Source organism: Kutzneria kofuensis, from assembly GCF_014203355.1.
In the GTDB taxonomy this organism is placed as follows: domain Bacteria; phylum Actinomycetota; class Actinomycetes; order Mycobacteriales; family Pseudonocardiaceae; genus Kutzneria; species Kutzneria kofuensis.
This window is the reverse complement of sequence record NZ_JACHIR010000001.1, coordinates 3751174-3767770: the sequence shown is the minus strand read 5'-3', so window position 1 is coordinate 3767770 and position 16597 is coordinate 3751174. Positions and strand designations below refer to the sequence as shown.

General features: G+C 70.7%; 17 protein-coding genes. 10 read left to right on the top strand and 7 right to left on the bottom strand.

Translation table 11 applies throughout. The annotated features are described in order from the left end of the window. Positions 1 to 29 precede the first annotated feature (29 nt). Entirely contained in the window at positions 30 to 1040 is a 1011-nt protein-coding gene (locus BJ998_RS17235; RefSeq protein ID WP_312890163.1) for an endonuclease/exonuclease/phosphatase family protein, read from the top strand. On the opposite strand, the gene BJ998_RS17230 is transcribed toward BJ998_RS17235, so the two are convergent. Then, positions 1030 to 2439 (bottom strand): M1 family metallopeptidase, encoded by a 1410-nt coding sequence (locus BJ998_RS17230; RefSeq protein WP_184862907.1) that lies wholly within the window; start codon positions 2437 to 2439, stop codon positions 1030 to 1032. The genes BJ998_RS17235 and BJ998_RS17230 overlap by 11 nt on opposite strands. Positions 2440 to 2472: 33 nt before the next feature. Here BJ998_RS17230 and BJ998_RS17225 point away from each other — a divergent pair, with 33 nt between their 5' ends. After that, positions 2473 to 3231 (top strand): alpha/beta fold hydrolase, encoded by a 759-nt coding sequence (locus BJ998_RS17225; RefSeq protein WP_312890162.1) that lies wholly within the window; start codon positions 2473 to 2475, stop codon positions 3229 to 3231. Here BJ998_RS17225 and BJ998_RS17220 read toward each other — a convergent pair. From BJ998_RS17220 to BJ998_RS17205, 4 genes are read right to left on the bottom strand one after another with little or no spacing between them, the layout of a single operon-like run. Beyond that, positions 3221 to 3748, bottom strand: a complete 528-nt coding sequence (locus BJ998_RS17220; protein WP_184862905.1) for a 2'-5' RNA ligase family protein — start codon at positions 3746 to 3748, stop codon at positions 3221 to 3223. The genes BJ998_RS17225 and BJ998_RS17220 overlap by 11 nt on opposite strands. A gap of 18 nt (positions 3749 to 3766) precedes the next feature. Beyond that, positions 3767 to 4024 carry a metallothionein gene (locus BJ998_RS17215; protein ID WP_184862903.1) on the bottom strand — a complete coding sequence of 86 codons (258 nt, stop codon included), beginning with the start codon at positions 4022 to 4024 and terminating at the stop codon, positions 3767 to 3769. A 43-nt stretch (positions 4025 to 4067) separates the two neighbouring features. Next, positions 4068 to 4940, bottom strand: a complete 873-nt coding sequence (locus tag BJ998_RS17210; RefSeq protein WP_184862900.1) for an HhH-GPD family protein — start codon at positions 4938 to 4940, stop codon at positions 4068 to 4070. A 9-nt stretch (positions 4941 to 4949) separates the two neighbouring features. Continuing rightward, entirely contained in the window at positions 4950 to 5456 is a 507-nt protein-coding gene (locus tag BJ998_RS17205) for a beta-class carbonic anhydrase (protein WP_184862899.1), read from the bottom strand. A 137-nt stretch (positions 5457 to 5593) separates the two neighbouring features. On the opposite strand from BJ998_RS17205, the gene BJ998_RS17200 reads away from it, so the two are divergent. The 3 genes from BJ998_RS17200 (at position 5594) to BJ998_RS17190 (ending at position 8896) form a co-directional block, all read left to right on the top strand. Then, positions 5594 to 6298 carry a hypothetical protein gene (locus tag BJ998_RS17200; RefSeq protein ID WP_184862896.1) on the top strand — a complete coding sequence of 235 codons (705 nt, stop codon included), beginning with the start codon at positions 5594 to 5596 and terminating at the stop codon, positions 6296 to 6298. Positions 6299 to 6397: 99 nt separating this feature from the next. Continuing rightward, positions 6398 to 7129 (top strand): hypothetical protein, encoded by a 732-nt coding sequence (locus tag BJ998_RS17195; RefSeq protein WP_184862895.1) that lies wholly within the window; start codon positions 6398 to 6400, stop codon positions 7127 to 7129. 144 nt (positions 7130 to 7273) lie between these two features. After that, complete coding sequence (locus BJ998_RS17190; RefSeq protein WP_184862893.1) at positions 7274 to 8896, top strand: hypothetical protein; 1623 nt, start codon at positions 7274 to 7276, stop codon at positions 8894 to 8896. 59 nt (positions 8897 to 8955) lie between these two features. Here the strand turns inward: BJ998_RS17190 and BJ998_RS17185 are convergent, their stop codons facing one another. Together BJ998_RS17185 and BJ998_RS17180 are read right to left on the bottom strand one after the other, a co-directional pair. After that, positions 8956 to 10056 carry a LacI family DNA-binding transcriptional regulator gene (locus BJ998_RS17185; RefSeq protein WP_184862891.1) on the bottom strand — a complete coding sequence of 367 codons (1101 nt, stop codon included), beginning with the start codon at positions 10054 to 10056 and terminating at the stop codon, positions 8956 to 8958. Between the two features lie 119 nt (positions 10057 to 10175). Then, positions 10176 to 11210: a LacI family DNA-binding transcriptional regulator gene (locus BJ998_RS17180; RefSeq protein WP_184862889.1), complete on the bottom strand. Its 1035-nt coding sequence runs from the start codon at positions 11208 to 11210 to the stop codon at positions 10176 to 10178. 188 nt (positions 11211 to 11398) lie between these two features. Between BJ998_RS17180 and BJ998_RS17175 the strand changes: the two genes are divergently transcribed. From BJ998_RS17175 to BJ998_RS17155, 5 genes are all read left to right on the top strand, one after another. Beyond that, the gene (locus BJ998_RS17175; RefSeq protein WP_184862887.1) at positions 11399 to 12637 is read left to right on the top strand and encodes an extracellular solute-binding protein; all 1239 of its coding nucleotides are present in this window, start codon (positions 11399 to 11401) and stop codon (positions 12635 to 12637) included. A 1-nt stretch (position 12638) separates the two neighbouring features. Further along, positions 12639 to 13562, top strand: a complete 924-nt coding sequence (locus tag BJ998_RS17170; protein WP_376775870.1) for a carbohydrate ABC transporter permease — start codon at positions 12639 to 12641, stop codon at positions 13560 to 13562. Beyond that, positions 13559 to 14449: a sugar ABC transporter permease gene (locus tag BJ998_RS17165; RefSeq protein ID WP_184862885.1), complete on the top strand. Its 891-nt coding sequence runs from the start codon at positions 13559 to 13561 to the stop codon at positions 14447 to 14449. The genes BJ998_RS17170 and BJ998_RS17165 overlap by 4 nt, the downstream gene beginning before the upstream one ends. Positions 14450 to 14551: 102 nt before the next feature. Further along, positions 14552 to 15652: an ABC transporter ATP-binding protein gene (locus BJ998_RS17160; protein WP_184862883.1), complete on the top strand. Its 1101-nt coding sequence runs from the start codon at positions 14552 to 14554 to the stop codon at positions 15650 to 15652. A 92-nt stretch (positions 15653 to 15744) separates the two neighbouring features. Beyond that, positions 15745 to 16437, top strand: coding sequence for a VanZ family protein (locus tag BJ998_RS17155; protein WP_184862881.1), 693 nt, complete (start codon positions 15745 to 15747; stop codon positions 16435 to 16437). Positions 16438 to 16597: the final 160 nt, after the last annotated feature.

Genomic DNA, 16597 nt, shown 5'->3' with positions numbered 1-16597 from the left:
ACCGCCCTTTGTCGTGTTCAATGGGAGGGGTGGCCAGCAGTGTGCGAACCCGCGCGACCCGGCTGCCCGCCCGTCTGGACGAGGGCCGGCGGCGGGTGGGCGGCGCGCCGCTGACATTCCTGCTCTCCCTGCTGACCGCCGCCGTCATTGCCATGGTCGCGCTGCGCCTGCTCGGCATCGACGGCGACCACGTGATGGTGGTGTTGCTGGCCGGGACCCCGTACGCCGCCGGCGGCGGGGCGCTGCTCGTGTTGTTCGCCATGTTGTTCCGGCGGTGGGCTGTCGCCGTGGTGGCGCTGGCCTTCACCGCCTGCCTGATCGCCGCCGTCGCCCCGCGGGCGTTCACCGCGCCCCGGCCGCTCGGCACCGGTCCGGCCGTCCGGGTGCTCAGCCTCGACCTGGCCCAGGGCAGGGCCAACGCCGCTGCCGTCGTCTCGCTGGTCAGGGATCAGCACGTCGACGTCGTGGCGTTCCAGGAACTCACCCCGGAGTCCGTCGCCGCACTGAACGCCGCCGGGCTCCAGACCGAGATGCCCAACCAGCTCTTCCAGCCCGGCGACGGGCCCGTCGGTTCCGGCATCGCCTCCCGGTACCCGCTGCAGGCCGTGCCGGTTGTCGTGCCGACGACGTTTCCGCAGGTGACCGCCCAGGTGTCGCTGCCGCAGGGTCGGGCCATCCAGGTGCAGTCCGTACACGTGCGGCCGCCGACCGACGACAACACCACCGACACGTGGAAGCGGGAGCTGGACGCGCTGCCCGACCCCGTCGACGGGGTGCCGCCGATGGTGCTGGCCGGCGACTTCAATGCCACCCTCGACCACGCCGGGCTGCGGTCCGCGCTGGTCAGCGGCTTCGTCGACGCCGCATCCCAGGCCGGCGCCGGCCTGCAGCCCACCTGGCCCACCGACGGCAGCCTGCCGCCGCTGCTGCCGATCGACCACGTGCTGGTGGACAAGCGCTGTCCCGTGGACTCGTTCGCCACCTTCGACGTGCCCGGCGGCGATCACAAGGCCGTGCTGACCCAGTTCGTCACGGCTTGAGGCTGCCCGGCCAGAGGTACTGGTCGGCGGGCTGAGTGGTGCCGCGGAACCAGGCGTCGAAGAAGCCGCGCAGGTCCTTGCCGCTGACCTGCGTGACGTACGACTCGAACTCGGGCCAGCTGGCGTTGCCGTCGCGGTGCAGCGCCGGCCAGGTCTTGAGGACCTGGAAGAAGGCGTCGTCGCCAATGGTGCGGCGCAGGGCGTGCATGGCCATCGGGCCCTTGCTGTAGACGGCGCCGAACTCGTTGCCGGCCCCCATGTCGTAGAGCTTGCCGCCGAAGACCTGCTGGCCCTTCTGCACGGCCTTGCGGTACGTGTCGTCGAGGTTCGCGCCCTCCTTGGCCTCGGCCCACAGCCATTGCGCGTAGCTGGCCAGGCACTCGTTGAGGCAGACGTCCTTCCACTGCCGCACCGACACCGAGTCGCCCCACCACTGGTGGGCGTTCTCGTGCACGATCGTGCTCAGGTCGGTCCACTTCGCGTAGGTGGGCCGGGTCTGCGTCTCCAAGGAAAAGTCGATCTTGTCGGCGAGGAAGATGCCGCCGGCGGCGTCCTGCGGGTACTTGCCGAACTTGGACGACAGGAAGTCCAGGATCTCCGGCAGCCGGGCCTCCAGCGCCTTCTTGTCGTCGGTGCCCGGGGCGAACGCCGACACCACCGGCGTGCCGTCGGTCAGCTTGCCGTTGACCATCGTCCAGTGGTCGATGCCGACCGTGGTCAGGTAGGACGCGATCGGGTCCGGCTCGTCCCACCGGAACGTCGTCCAGCCGTCCTTGGACTCGTTGCGGCCGGGCAGGCCGTTGGAGATCACGCTCCAGCCGTCCGGCACCCGCGCCGCCAGGTGGAACGCCGCCTTGTCGGTCGGCGTGTCGTTGACCGGGTACCAGGTGGCCGCCGAATGCGGCTCGCCCGCCGCGAACGCGCCGCCGCTGCTGGAGATCTGCCAGCCCTCCGACCCCAGCTTCTTCGACTTCACCGGGTTCGGCTCACCGCCGTACTGCACCTCGACCGTGAAGGTGCTGCCCTCGGCGATGCCCTCCGCCGGCGTGATCACCAGCTTGCCGTCGCTGTGGTCCACGTCGGCCGCCCGGCCGTCCACCGTCACCGTGCGGACGTCGAGGTCGGCCAGGTCGAGGCTGAACTCGCTGAGCGACTGCTCGGCCTTGGCCGTGATCGTCGTGTCGCCGTCCAGGTGGTGCGAGTTCGGGTCGTACGTGATCGCCACGACGTAGTTCGACGCGTTGTAGCCGCCGTTTCCGCTGGTCGGGTAGTACGGATCGCCCGCGGTCCGGGCACCCGCCGTGCCCTGGACGCCGTCCTCGGCCGACTTCGTCGCCGGGCTGCAGGCCACGCACAACGCCGCGACCGCCAGCAGCGACGCCACCTTCCGAACCCGCATGCCGAAGTGTGTACCAGGTGGTATGAGTGCTCCGTGTTCGATGTCGTCGAGTTCGGCGGCTCCGGCCCCGGGATCCTGTTGCTGCACGGGCTGATGGGCCGGGCCACCACCTGGTGGCCGGTCGCCCGGTGGCTGGTCCGGTACGGGCGGGTGGTCGGTCTCGATGCGCGGGGACACGGTCGTAATACGCGTCGCGGCGGCGATTGGCGCACCGAGGACTTCGCCCTCGACGCCGCCGAGACGATCCGCCGCCTCGACCTCGGCCCGTCGGTCGTCATCGGCCACTCCATGGGCGGCCTGCACGCCCTGGTCCTGGCCGCTCTCGAACCCGACCTCGTGCGGGGCGTGGTCGTCGAGGACTTCGCCCCCGACCAGCGCGGCCGCACCGTCGAGCCCTGGCGGGCCGAGTTCTCCCGCTGGCCCGTGCCATTCCAGTCCTTGGCGCACGTCCGCAGCTTCTTCGGCCCGGTCGGCGACTACTTCGTCGAGTGCTTCGAGGAACGTCCCGACGGCTACCACCTCATCGCCGACATCGAGGACCTCTACCGCATCGCCGCCGAATGGGGCCGGCGCGACTACTGGCCCTTCGTCGATCGCGTCCGGGCCCCGCTGCTGGTCATCGAGGCCGAGCACACCTTGATGCCGCCGGACCAGCAAGCCGCCATGGCCGCCCGGGTTGCCGACGGCCGGCACATCGTCGTCGAAGGCGCCGGCCACCTGGTCCAGCTCAGCGCCCCCGGCGTCTACCGCGGCGCCGTGGAGGCCTTCCTGTCCGAGCTGCTCAACGGCTGAACAGCACGTCCACCTCACCGGTGACGGTGTCGGTGATGCCGACCTCGTCGACCTCGGCCCGGATCGGCTCCGCGGGGTGCAGGGCGGCGATGCCGGCGGCGAGCGTGGCGGTGTCGATCTCCTGGGCCAGCGTGCAGTGCGGCACCCACGAGCCGGGCAGGTAGTAGGCGACGGGGTTGCGGACCTTCTTGGCCAGCACGTCGTGCACGGCGGAGTGGACGGCCAGCAGCTCGGCGTCGACGACGGCGGTGAGCACGAGGTGGGTGTCGGTGGTGGGGAAGGTGCCGAGGGTGTAGAGCCAGATGCTGGGCAGCGCCAGCAGGCTCAGCTCGGCGGCGAGGTCGGCCCGGGTCTGCCGGGTGAAGGCGCCGCCGAGGGCGAAGGTGACGTGCGGCCGGTGCCGGCGGTGGCTGCGGGTGGCCAGGCTCGGCACGCCGGCCCGTTCCAGCCGCTGCCACAGCGCCCGCACCGCGGTGTCGGCCTCACCGTCGAAGAAGAACTCCAGGGCCTGTGCCATGGAGCCATCCAACACGCCTCAGGACGGACGGACCCCGACGGCGTCGCGGATCTGATTGCCGAGCTCGGCGACGGTCCGGGCGCAGTGGGCGCAGCAGTAGAACCGGCCCTCGACCTCGACGCCGTGCCCGACGATGCGGCAGTTGCACCGCTCGCAGCGCGGCGCGAGCTTCTCCATCGCGCACTCGAACGAGTCGAACCAGTGGCTCTCGCCGGTCACGGTCCGGATCTCGAACGCCATCCAGTAGTCGTTGCCGCAGACATCGCAGGTCGCCATGGCGACAGGGTGCGGGGTCGCACCGGACCCGGCAACCGGAGCGTCAGTGCTCACCCGGCAGGGCGAACAGCCCGGAGTCGGTCTGCTCGATGAGGCCGTCGACGAGCAGCGAGTCGAGGCAGCGGTCCCGCTGCGCGGCGTCGGCCCAGGCGGCGTCGAGCAGCGGACGGGCGACCGGCCCGGGGGCGCCGCGGAGCACGTCGAGCAGCCGGCCGCGCACCTGGCGGTCGGTGCCGGCGAACTTCTGCACGGCCTTGGCGGGCCCGTTGTACGCGGGACGGCCGGCGAGCTGCCAGGCGCAGGTGTCGAAGACGGGGCAGTCGGCGCAGCGCGGCGCACGGGCGGTGCAGACGATGGCGCCGAGCTCCATGAGCGCGGCGGAGTAGCGCGCGGCGACGGCGTCGGCGCCTGGGAGCAGGGCCTCGACGTCGGCCATGTCCCGGTTGGTGGACGGCGGCCCGGCGTCACCGGTGCCGTGCACGGCACGGGCGACGACCCGGCGCACGTTGGTGTCGACGACGGGACACCGCTTGCCGTAGGCGAAGGCGGCGACGGCGCGAGCGGTGTACGCGCCGATGCCGGGCAGCGCCAGCAGGGTCTCCACGTCGTCGGGCACGACGTCGCCGTGCAGCGTGGCGATGGCGGAAGCAGCCTCGTGCAGCCGCAGCGCCCGCCGCGGATAGCCGAGCTTGCCCCACGCCCGGACGACGTCGCCCTGGCTGGCGGCGGCCAACGCCGACGGCACCGGCCAGCGCGCCATCCACTCGTGCCAGATCGGCTCCACCCGGGCGACCGGGGTCTGTTGCAGCATGATCTCGCTGACCAGCACGCCCCACGCGGTGCATTCGGGGCGCCGCCAGGGCAGGTCCCGCGCCGTGTCGTCGAACCAGCTCAGCAGTGTGTCGGCGGCAAGCATCGCCCCCGATTATCCCTGGCCGGGTGACAACACCTCGTGCAGGGCACCGTTGTGCACGTCGTAGACGAAGCCGCGGATGTTGTCGGTGTACGGCAGGAACACGCTGTGCCGCAGCCGGGCCATGGACGTCCGCACGCTGTCCTTGACCTCCCGGAACGCCTCGACGGCCCAGGTCGGCCGCAGGCCGGTGTCGGCCTCCAGCTCGTCCTTGAACTCGTCATCGGTGGTCATCGACAGCCCGCACGAGGTGTGCTGGACGACCATGATCTCCCGGGTGCCCAGCTTGCGCTGGCTCAGCGCCAGCGAGCGGATCACGTCGTCGGTCACCACACCGCCGCCGTTGCGCAGCACGTGCGCCTCACCCTGTTGCAGGCCGAACAGCTCGAACACCCTGATCCGGGCGTCCATGCACGTCAGCACCGCGATGTGCAGCGACGGGCTGGCCGACGAGCGGTCCCCACGGGTCCGGTCGACCAGTGCGGCATTGCGTTCGAGCAACTCGTCGATGGCGGTCATGTCGCACCTCCCTGCGTCCGATGTCTATGGCACCTGGTCGAGTGATCCCTGACAAGGGCTATTGAGCAAAGACACAACCGGATTGGGTGACCGCCAGAATCCCTGGCGGTCGGTGTCGGCGGCGTTACCGTCGGTGCATGATCGAGCCCACCGGTCCGCTCGACCCGTCGGTGTACTGGCGCCGCCGGGCGGTCGCGCTCGGCTGCTCGATCCTGGTGGTCGTGCTGCTCGCGGTGATCATCTCAAGCTGGCTCGGCGGCGGCACGCAGGCCGACCCGCAGGGCGTGGCCAACAAGCAGAGCGTCGCCACCACCTCCAGCAAGCGCCTCACGTCCTCGCCCCCGACCAGCGGCACGATCGCGGCCGCCGGGGCGTCCTCCTCCTCGTCGGCCTCGCCCGTGCCGACGACCAGCACCACGACCGGGCCGCCGCCACCGCCGCCCCCGCCCGGCCCGTGCCCGGACACCTCGATCACCGTCGAGGGACGCGTCGCGCAGCCCAGCTACCGGGTCGGCCAGGCGCCGCTGCTCACGCTGGTCATCACCAACTCGGGCCCGGTGGCGTGCAAGCGGGAGGTCACCCGGCAGCTCCGCGAGCTGCTCGTGCTGACCGCCGACGGCAACACCCGGCTGTGGTCCAGCTCCGACTGCTACTACCAGCAGCCGCCGGACACCCGGCTGCTGCAGCCCGGTGAGCAGGCCACCTTCAGCATCGCCTGGGCCGGCCGCACGTCGTCGCCGAACTGCGCGCCCAGCGGGGCGCTGCTGCCCGCCGGTGATTACGTCGTCGTCGGAAAGCTCGGTAACCTCACGAGTCGGCCGACGCCGTTCAAGCTCACCTGATTCCCCCGATGGTGTAACGGCTGGACGTACTATTCGACAACGCGAATCCAGTACGGTGTGGATCCACGGGAAGTCGTTCGAGAGGATCCGTTTCCGGTCATGGACGAGCAAGCAGTGGTGGGAGCCGACCGTTTTCGGTCGCTGCTGCTGCGTGCCGTCGTTCTGATCGGCGGCGTGCTGGCCGGCACCGCGCTGGCCTGGCTGCTCTCCTCGGCGACGGCATCGGCCGCCGAGCCGGCCCCGGTCTCCACCCTGTTGTCCGCGGCCGGTGACGTCGTCGACAACTCGGTCGCGCACACCGTGCACATCGGGCAGGACGCGAGGCTGGCGGCGCAGGCGCTACCGGCGGCCGCGCCCTCGGTGCCGGCCATCGAGGTCCCGGTGCCGCACCTGGTCGCCCCGGTGATCCTCGTCGAGCAGCGGCTGGACGACATCGCCACCGCCGGGTCCGAGGAGCAGGTTTCACGCACGGCCGTGAACAGGACTTTCGTTCCTGTCGCAGCTGTTCCGGTCGCTCAGCGAGCCATCTCGTCGCCGGTCGTGAGCCGGGTCGAGCACCCGGCCGACGCGGTCGCGGCGCGGCCACAGGCCGACCTGGGCACCCCGGTCGCCCCGCTCCGTCCGGACGGCACGCCCAAGTCCGAGGCGATGCCGTTCGGGGCGCTGCCCAGCGGCGCCTGCGGCCACGACGGCCCGTCCGGCAACGCCGGCATGTGCCTGGGTGACGGCGTGACCGCCGTGCCCGCGGCCGTGCCCGCCCTGTTCACGCAGGCGTCCTCGCGCCGCGTCCCGATGACCGCGCGTCGTCAGCCCGGCATCACCCCCGACTGATTCGCGTTTCTTCAGCGAACGGTCCGCAGTCCCCCTTTTCTCTTCATCCCCGTTTTGTGGGTGATCCCTGCCCCGAATCGCTTGTTCGTGGGATCACCCGTCTACTCCCGTGACCCGGGAAATTCGACAAGGAGAACATTTCCCATGCGTACCTGGATGAGGCGCGGAATTCCGGCCGCCCTGCTCGCCGGCGGCGTGCTCGCGATGACCGCCGGCAACGCCGCCGCCGCGCCCGCCCCGATCGGCGACCCGACCGGTGTCGCGGACACCGCGCTGCGCCTGACCGACCTCGTCGGCCACAAGGGCCTGCCGCCGCTGCCCGACACCAGCCAGATCCAGCTGCCGACCATGCCGATCGGTCAGACGCAGCGCTCGCTCGACCCGCAGGACCTCGCCGGCGGGGGCCTCTCCCTGAGCAACGTCCAGCTCAACGGCCAGGACCTGCCGAAGCCGGAGCTGCCCGGCCTGTCCGCGCTGCCCGCCCTCGGCGGCGACCAGCAGCGGTCCATCGACCCCAGCCACATCGCCATCTCCGACGTGCCGCGGCTGCCCAAGGTGCCGAGCCTGCTCACCGGCCTGCCGGTGTCGGCGCTGCCCGACGTGACCACCTCGCGGTCGCTGCCCAACGTCACCTACGGCGGCCAGGTGCCGACCGCCGGTCTGCACGACCTGACCAAGCTGCCCGACCTCACCACGCTGTCCGACCCGACGCAGCTGCCGAACCTGCCGCAGCTGCCGCTGGACGACGAGCAGCAGCGTTCGCTGCCGGGCACCGACCTGGTCGGCACGCTGCCCGTGGGCGGTCTGTTGGGTGGCGTCGCCGCCGAGCGTGACCTTCCGGGTCTGCCCAAGCTGCCGCTGACCCTGCCGGGCGTGCCCGCCGGGCGTTCCCTGCCGGCGCTGCCGCAGCTGCCGCTGCCGCTCCCGGGCCTCGGCCAGCGTTCGCTGCCGGGCACCGACCTCCTCGGCACGCTGCCGGTCGGCGGTCTGCTGGGTGGCGTTGCCGCTGAGCGTGATCTGCCGGGTCTGAACCTGCTGGGTGCGCTGCCGGTGAACGGTCTGTTGGGTGGGGTTGCGGCTGAGCGTGATCTGCCGGGTCTGAACCTGCTGGGTGCGCTGCCGGTGAACGGTCTGTTGGGTGGGGTTGCGGCTGAGCGTGATCTGCCGGGCTTGAACCTGCTGGGCGCGTTGCCGGTGAACGGTCTGTTGGGTGGGGTTGCGGCTGAGCGTGATCTGCCGGGTCTGAACCTGCTGGGCGCGTTGCCGGTGAACGGTCTGCTGGGTGGCGTCGCCGCCGAGCGTTCGCTGCCGGGTCTCCCGGCGCTGCCGGCCCTGCCGATGCTGGGTGGCCAGCAGCGGGCGCTGCCCGCGCTGCCGGGCCTGGACATGGTGTACGGCCTGATCGCCACCACCCCGGTCGCCGCGCTGCTGGCCAGCACCCCGCTGAGCTCCGTCGCCGGCCGCGAGCTGCTGCCGGTCCCGGCCGTCCCCGCCCTGCCGAAGCTGCCGCTGCCGGGCCTGGCCGGCCAGCAGCGTGAGCTGCCGGTCGTCGACTCCGTCCTGCCGAAGCTGCCCCTGGCCGTGCCGGCCGTGCCCGGCGCCACCGTCAGCGGCTTCCACGGCATCCCGGCCCTCGGCCCGTCGTTCACCACGACCATGCCGGCCGACGACTCCGCCCGCACCGTCGTGCCGGGCCTGCCCAACACCGCGGACGTTCTGGGTGGCGTGCTCGGTCACGCGCCGCGTCTGCCGATCAACGGCATCTGAGCCGTAACCCACAAACGGCCCCACCTTCCGCGCGAAGGTGGGGCCGTTGTCATGTCGGATCAGGGACCGAACCAGCGTTCCTCGGTGATCCGGGGCGGCGCGGAGGTGGTGCCGATGACCAGCTCGGTGGCCAGCGTCACGGTCCGCGGGCGGTTGTGGTCGGCGGCGTTGACCAGCAGCTTGCCGGCGGCCCGGCCCTTCTCCAGCACGGGCTGGCGCACGGTGGTCAGCCCGGCCCGCTCGCTCTCGGTGATGCCGTCGAAGCCGGTGATGGTGAGGTCCTGCGGCACCCGCAGTCCCCGCCGCCGGGCCTCGGCCAGCGCGCCCAGCGCGAGGATGTCCGAGGTGCAGATCAGGGCCGTGACCTGGGGATCCCGGTCCAGCAGCTGGGCAGCGGCGGACGCGCCGGAGGCGATGCTGTGGTCGAAGCGCTCGACCACCGGCACGGTCGTCCAGTCCACGTTCGCCGCGGTGAACGCGGTGGCCAGCGCCTCCAGCCGGGCCCGCTGCACGTGGAAATGCGCCGTGTGCTGGCGGTCGGCGTTGACGAAGCCGTCGTTGCGGTCCCGCGCCAGCCGCATGCAGAGCACACCGACCCGGCGGTGCCCCAGCTCGATCAGGTGGTCGGCGATCTGGGTGATGGCGGCCCGGTCGTCGATCCCGACCCGGTCCACCGTGTCCAGCTCGGGCTGGTCGCACACCACGGTCGGCACCGGCCGTTCGAGCACGGCCGCGAGGTGCGGGTCGTCGTCGGGCACCGAATAGACCACAAAACCGTCGACGCCGGCGCGGTGCACCGCGGCCACGTCCTCGCGTTCCGGATTCGCCGGCACCAGCAGCAGGCCCTGGCCGGCGTCCTCGCACGCCAGCGCCAGTCCCTCCAGGAAGCCCACCGCGGCCGGGTCACGGAACGCGTACGACAGGTTCTCGGTCAGCAGCAGCCCCACCGCGCCCGCCTTGCGGGTGCGCAGTGACCGTGCGACCGGGTCCGGGCCCGGATAGCCCAACCGTCGTGCCGTCTCCAACACCCGCCGCCGCAGCTCCGGCGAGAGCTGGTCGGGCCGGTTGTATGCGTTGGACACCGTTGTCCGCGAAACGCCCAGCTCAGCGGCGAGGGATGCCAGCGTCGCCGGCCGTCGCACATGCATTGACCGCGCCATGGAGTGACCGTAACGGTCAAGAACCAATTCGTGAAGCCGACGACAGGCGTGTCCCCCTGAAGCACTATCCCGGCACGTCAACAGGTCTTTCCCGTCAAGCCAGCTTGGTGTAGACCAAGTCACGCCGTCGGAATCGGTCCCGTCGACTCTCTGACCACCAGTCTTGGCCGGAACAGGCGGGTGTGCGAGGCCGCCGACCGTCGTCGGGAATCGGGGTCCAATCGCTGCACCAGCTCGTCCACGGCTGCGGCGGACATCTCATGGATGGGCTGCGCCACAGTTGTCAGCGCGGGGGTGCAGTGGGCGGCGAACGGGATGTCGTCGAAGCCGACCACGGAGAGTTGCGCCGGCACCCGCAGGCCCCGCCGCGCGGCCTCCCGCAGCGCGCCGATCGCCATCTGGTCCGACGAGCAGATCACCGCCGTCGGCGCGACGGTGTCGAGCAGGTGCGCCAGCGCGGCGGCGCCGCCGGCGGGCTCGAACGGGCCGTGCGCGACGAGCTCGGCCGGCGCGGAACAGCCGTTCTCCTCCAGCGCCGCGGCCCAGCCGGCACGCTTGAGCCGTGACGGCAGGGCCCGCGCCGGCCCGCTGACGAACCCGATCCGGGTGTGCCCGAGGGCGATCAGGTGCGAGGTGGCGAGGTAGCCGGCGAGCTGCTCGTCCACGGCGATGTCGGCGATGTCCAGCGCGGGGGTCGCGCCGTTGATGAACACCATGTGCACGCCGTCGGCCACGAGCCGGGTGTAGTAGCCGGCGTCCGGGGCCTCGCCCGGCGGCGCGTTGGTGATCGCCGGCGACACGAAGATCATCCCCTCCACGCCGCGCGCCAGCACCATGCGCACGTACTCCTCCTCGCGCATGCCGGCCGACCGCGTGTTGCACAGCAGCGACGAGTAGCCCGCCGCCGCGGCACGAGTTTCCAGCGCCTCGGCGAACGCCGGGAACACCGGGTTGGACAGCTCCGGCAGCAGCAGGCCGATCACCCCGGTGCGCTGCAGTGCACCCAGCCCGCGTGGCGAGTACGGCAGGTCGGACAGTGCCGCCAGCACGCGCTGCCGGGTCTCCTCGTTCACACCAGCACGGCGGTTGAGCACCCTGCTCACGGTCGAGACGCTGACGCCCGCGATCCTCGCGATCTCGGCCAGACCCGGCACCCGCGTCCTCCTCGGTAGGGGTGTGACGGGGGAAGCCTGCCCGTGCCGGCAACGTTTTGCAACGACCCCGCCGAGTCACTGGGCCATTACGGTGTGGTTACGCCCGCGGCCTTGCTCGACTTCCGGTCACGCATGTGAAATCCCCGGCAAATCTTTGCAAGGTGAGCAAGAGGGAACGGACGGCAACCATGCGACGCACTGCCCTCGTGATCGCCGGCGCGCTGTTACTCACAGCGTGCGGCGGTGGCGGCAACTCCGGAGCCGACTCCGGCAAGGTCGTCTTCTGGGACACCAGCGGGCCGAACGAGCACCCGGTGTTCGAGAAGGTGGCCAAGGACTGCGCGTCGAAGGGCGGCTACTCCGTCGACGTCCAGCAGGTCTCCTTCGACCAGGCGCTGGCCAACTACAAGACGGCCGCGCAGGGCGGGCAGGGCCCGGACGTGCTGCGCTCGGACGTCGGCTGGGTGGCGCAGCTGGCGCAGAACGGGTTGATCACCGACCTGTCCGACACCGACGCCGCCAAGGACACCTCCGACTTCCTCGACGGGCCGCTGGGCTCCACCAGGTACAACGGCAAGACCTACGCGGTTCCGCAGGTCACCGACACGCTTGCCTTGCTGTACAACAAGAAGATGCTCGCCGACGCGGGCGTGCAGCCGCCGGCGACCTGGGACGAGCTGAAGGCCGACGCCCCGAAGCTGGGCGGCGCCAACGCGATCTTCCTCAACAACGACGCCTACTACGCGCTGCCCTTCATCTACGGCGCCGGCGGCGACCTGCTCGACGTGCAGAACAAGAAGATCGTGGTGAACTCGCCGCAGAACGTGCAGGCGCTGCAGACGGCGAAGGGCCTGCTCGACGCCAAGGCCGCGACGACCGCCCTGGACCAGGCCAACTCGTACAACAACATGAAGGCGGCGTTCTCCGCCGGCCAGGTCGCGATGGAGATCGACGGCCCGTGGACGGTGGTCGACCTGCTCAAGGGCGACGCGTTCAAGGACCCGGCCAACCTCGGCGTCGCGGTGCTGCCGGGCGTGACGGCCGGCAAGGGCAGCGGCCCCATCGGCGGCCACGACTACGTTGTGCGGCAAGGAACCAAGGCCAAGACGTCGTCGGTGAAGTTCATCCAGTGCATGAGCTCGACCGAGTCGCAGGTGTCCATCTCCAAGCAGCTCGGCCTGATGCCCACCCGCAAGTCGGCCTACGACAGCTCCGACGTGAAGTCGCAGCCGACCGTCACGGCGTTCGAGCCGGCGATCAAGCAGGCGCACGCGCGGCCGTGGGTGCCGGCCGGCGCGCAGCTGTTCGACCAGCTCAAGATCGACTACGCCTACGTGCTGTCCGGCCAGAAGGACGCCAAGGCGGCGCTGGACGAGGTCGCCAAGACGTACAAGGACCAGGTCGTCACCGACTACTCGGTGGGCTGACGTGCGCCGAACCCTCGAACGGCACTGGTACGCGTACGCGATGGTCGCCCCGGTCGTGGTGGTGCTCGCGGTGCTGGTGCTGTACCCGCTGGTGCAGGGCATCTGGTTCACCCTCACCGACATCAACGAGTCCACCATCGCCAACCCGGTGCTGGACCGCCCGGCCAGCTACTCCTTCGTCGGGCTGCGCAACTACCTGAACGTGCTGTCCGGCGACCCCAGCTTCGGCTCGTTCTGGTCGACCCTGCTGCGCACGGTCATCTGGACCGGCTCCTGCGTCGTGCTGACGTACGGCGTCGGCCTCGGGCTGGCGATGCTGCTGAACCGGCCGATGCGGCTGCGGGCGCTGTACCGGGTGCTGCTCATCCTGCCGTGGGCGGTGCCGGTGTTCATCAGCGCCTTCGCCTGGAAGTTCATGTTCAACAGCCAGTTCGGCGTGATCAACCAGCTGCTCGGGGCGCTCGGGCTGGGCCAGCCGGTGTGGCTGGGGCAGACCGACCTGGCGCTGGTCGCGGTGGTGATCGTCAACGTCTGGGTCGGTGTGCCGTTCATGATGCTGGCGCTGCTCGGCGGGCTGCAGTCCATCCCGGCCGACCTCTACGAGGCGGCCGAGGTGGACGGCGCGACGCCGTGGCAGCGGTTCCGCGACATCACGCTGCCCGGCCTGCGGTCGGTGTCCAGCACGGTGGTGCTGCTCGGCATCATCTGGACGTTCAACATGTTCCCGGTGATCTACCTGGTGACCGGGCCGGCGGCCAACCCGAACACCCGGATCCTGGTCACGTACGCGTTCGAGCGGTTCTTCTCCGGCGCCTCGAGGGATTACGCGGTGGCGTCCACGTACGGCGTGCTGATCCTGTCCGTGCTGCTGGTGTTCGCCGCCTTCTACCGGCGGGCGCTGCGTCGTCAGGAGGCGTTCGCGTGACCATCGAAACCCTTCCGGTGCAGCCCGTTGTCGCCCGGGTTCCGTTGCGGGGCAAGCGTTCCCGCGGTCGAAGCATCGGGTTGCACGCGGCATTGACGGTGGCGTCGCTGATCGCGGTGTTCCCGGTGTTCTGGGTTCTCGTGACGTCGTTCAAGCCCGACGCGCGGGCGGTCGCGCCGACGATCCGGCTGTTCGACGAGTCGTCGCTGGCGAACTACGCGGACGTGCTTTCCGGGCAGCAGGGCGACTTCCTGGCCTGGGTGGCGAACTCCGTGGAGATCGCGCTGCTCACCACGGTGATCGCGGTGTTCCTGTCGGCCACCACCGCCTACGCGGTGAGCCGCTTCCGCTTTCCCGGCAGCCGCAAGCTGTTGATGTCGTTCCTGCTGGTGCAGATGTTCCCGTTCGCGGTGTTGATCGTGCCGCTGTTCAACGTGCTGCTGGCGCTCGGGCTGCAGGGCACCAGCATCGGGCTGGTGCTGGTCTACTGCACGACCTCGGTGCCGTTCTGCACGTACATGCTCAAGGGCTACTTCGACACCATCCCCGGCGACATCGACGAGTCCGGCCGGGTCGACGGGCTGTCCCCGTTCGGCGTGTTCTGGCGGCTGGTGCTGCCGCTGGCCCGGCCCGGACTGGCCGTGACGGCGTTCTACGCGTTCCTCACCGCGTGGGGCGAGGTGGCCTTCGCGTCGGCCTTCCTGAGCGCCTCGGACGAGTCCAAGACGCTGGCGGTCGGGCTCCAGGTGTTCGTGCAGCAGAACCGGGTGGAATGGGGCCATTTGGCCGCTGCGTCGATACTCGTGGCGATCCCCGCGGTCGCGGTGTTCTACCTGGTACAGCGCTTCCTGGTGACGGGGCTGGCCGCCGGCGCGGTCAAGGGGTGACGATTCAGAAACGGTGGGTAGTCGGTGTACGCCGAGGGGCTGACGTAAACGCTTTCTCGGGTTACTTTGTCGTGACACGTTCCGCAGTGAAAGGGACCACACATGGCCGAGGTCGCCTACGTCAGTGCCTCCCGGGTCTTCCCCGGCAGCCCGCCGGTGCGCGCGGTCGACCAGCTGGAACTCGACGTCGCCGACGGTGAGTTCCTGGTGCTGGTCGGGCCGTCCGGCTCGGGCAAGTCCACCGCCCTGCGCATGCTCGCCGGTCTGGAGGACGTTGACGAGGGCGCCATCCAGATCGGTGGCAAGGACGTCACCAACGTGCCGCCGAAGGGCCGCGACATCGCCATGGTGTTCCAGTCCTACGCGCTGTACCCGCACATGACCGTCGCGGAGAACATGGGCTTCGCGCTCAAGCTGCGCGGCACGCCCAAGCAGGAGATCAAGGACAAGGTCGCCGAGGCGGCCAAGATGCTGGACCTGACCAAGTACCTGGACCGCAAGCCCAAGGCGCTGTCCGGTGGCCAGCGGCAGCGCGTCGCGATGGGTCGCGCCATCGTGCGTGAGCCCAGCGTCTTCCTGATGGACGAGCCGCTGTCCAACCTCGACGCCAAGCTGCGCGTCGAGACCCGGGCCAACATCGCCGCCCTCCAGCAGCGACTCGGCACCACCACCATCTACGTCACGCACGACCAGGTCGAGGCCATGACCATGGGCCACCGGGTCGCCGTGCTCAAGGACGGCCTGCTGCAGCAGTGCGCCTCGCCGCGCGAGCTGTACGACCGCCCGGCCAACGCCTTCGTGGCCGGCTTCATCGGCTCGCCCGCGATGAACCTGAAGACCGTGCCGCTGTCCGCCGAGGGCGCCCAGCTCGACGGCCTCACCGTGCCGCTGAGCCGCACCGCCCTGGACAAGGCCTCGTCCGAGGGCCTCAAGGAGGTCACCTTCGGCATCCGGCCCGAGTCGCTGCGGCTGGCCGGCTCCGACGAGCCCGGCGTCGACATGACCGTCGAGCTGGTCGAGGAGCTCGGCGCCGACGCGTACGTCTACGGCTCGGTGCGCATCGGCGGCCAGCCGGAGCGCTTCATCGTCCGGGTCGACGGCCGCACGCCGCCGGCGTTCGGGCAGAACGTCAAGGTCGCCGTCCGCGACACCAGCGAGGTGCACCTGTTCCACCCGGAGAGCGGCGCCCGCCTGGACGTCTGATCCCGCTTCAGCTGTGGGCCCGCCCGTTGCTCGGGGCGGGCCCCACAGCTGTGTGGAACAACCGGCCGGTGGGGCCGGTCGTCTCACCCGGTATGCGCGATCTTTACCGGGATGGCTTCGACTACCTCACCTCGAGGCCCGACGTCACGGCCGCCCTGCTGCTCGGCGGCCTCGTCCTGGGGGCGTTGGCGCTGGTCGCGGCCCATCTGTTCCGCTGGGGCAAACTCGCTTCCGTCGCGGCCGGGTTCAGCCTGGCCCTGGCGCTGTCGGTGACGCTGATCCGGCCCTTCTGGGGTGGTTTCCGACTGGACGACCCGCTGCGGGTGTGCGTGCCCGGCTCGTTCTCCCTGACCGCCGGCGGCGCGCTGCTCAACTTCGTCATGCTCATGCCGCTCGGCTTCTTCGGCGTGCTGGCCACCAAGCGACCGCTGCTGGTGGCCACGGGTTGTGTGTCGGTGAGCGCCGGCATAGAGATCGCCCAGGCCGTGTTCGAGCTGGGCGTGTGCGACGGACAGGACCTGGTCAACAACAGCGTCGGCGGCGTGCTGGCCACGCTGGCCGGCTGGCTGCTCCTGCTGGCCTTCGGCCGCGGCCGGCACCAGCAGCGTCGGAAGCAGGAGCCGTCGGCGGGCCCGAGCCATCCGATCGGGCCGACCGGTTCCGGATGGCTCGTCAGCCCCGTCGGCCCCACCGTGCCGGTCCAGTCCGGGCCGGACCGTGAGACCGTCGCCCTGAGGCGGCCGGACCAGGAGACCCTGGCTCTCGGCGGCTGGCGCAGGCGGTAACCGCCCGACTGCGGCGAAGAACACACCCGATCGAACCGGCAGGGCCTCGACCTGCCGGTTCGTTGGCGTCCGGACCTGAAATCACCCGTCTAGGTGATAACGATTTTCACTCCAACGGGGAAGTTGATCACTCTTCTCACCTAGGCTGCACACGACAACG

Bases quoted from the DNA above. Each gene is read 5' to 3' on its own strand.
- BJ998_RS17230 (WP_184862907.1), bottom strand. From the start codon at position 2,439: ATGCGGGTTCGGAAGGTGGCGTCGCTGCTGGCGGTCGCGGCGTTGTGC.
- BJ998_RS17220 (WP_184862905.1), bottom strand. From the start codon at position 3,748: ATGGCACAGGCCCTGGAGTTCTTCTTCGACGGTGAGGCCGACACCGCG.
- BJ998_RS17215 (WP_184862903.1), bottom strand. From the start codon at position 4,024: ATGGCGACCTGCGATGTCTGCGGCAACGACTACTGGATGGCGTTCGAG.
- BJ998_RS17210 (WP_184862900.1), bottom strand. From the start codon at position 4,940: ATGCTTGCCGCCGACACACTGCTGAGCTGGTTCGACGACACGGCGCGG.
- BJ998_RS17205 (WP_184862899.1), bottom strand. From the start codon at position 5,456: ATGACCGCCATCGACGAGTTGCTCGAACGCAATGCCGCACTGGTCGAC.
- BJ998_RS17200 (WP_184862896.1), top strand. From the start codon at position 5,594: ATGATCGAGCCCACCGGTCCGCTCGACCCGTCGGTGTACTGGCGCCGC.
- BJ998_RS17195 (WP_184862895.1), top strand. From the start codon at position 6,398: ATGGACGAGCAAGCAGTGGTGGGAGCCGACCGTTTTCGGTCGCTGCTG.
- BJ998_RS17190 (WP_184862893.1), top strand. From the start codon at position 7,274: ATGCGTACCTGGATGAGGCGCGGAATTCCGGCCGCCCTGCTCGCCGGC.
- BJ998_RS17185 (WP_184862891.1), bottom strand. From the start codon at position 10,056: ATGGCGCGGTCAATGCATGTGCGACGGCCGGCGACGCTGGCATCCCTC.
- BJ998_RS17175 (WP_184862887.1), top strand. From the start codon at position 11,399: ATGCGACGCACTGCCCTCGTGATCGCCGGCGCGCTGTTACTCACAGCG.
- BJ998_RS17160 (WP_184862883.1), top strand. From the start codon at position 14,552: ATGGCCGAGGTCGCCTACGTCAGTGCCTCCCGGGTCTTCCCCGGCAGC.
- BJ998_RS17155 (WP_184862881.1), top strand. From the start codon at position 15,745: ATGCGCGATCTTTACCGGGATGGCTTCGACTACCTCACCTCGAGGCCC.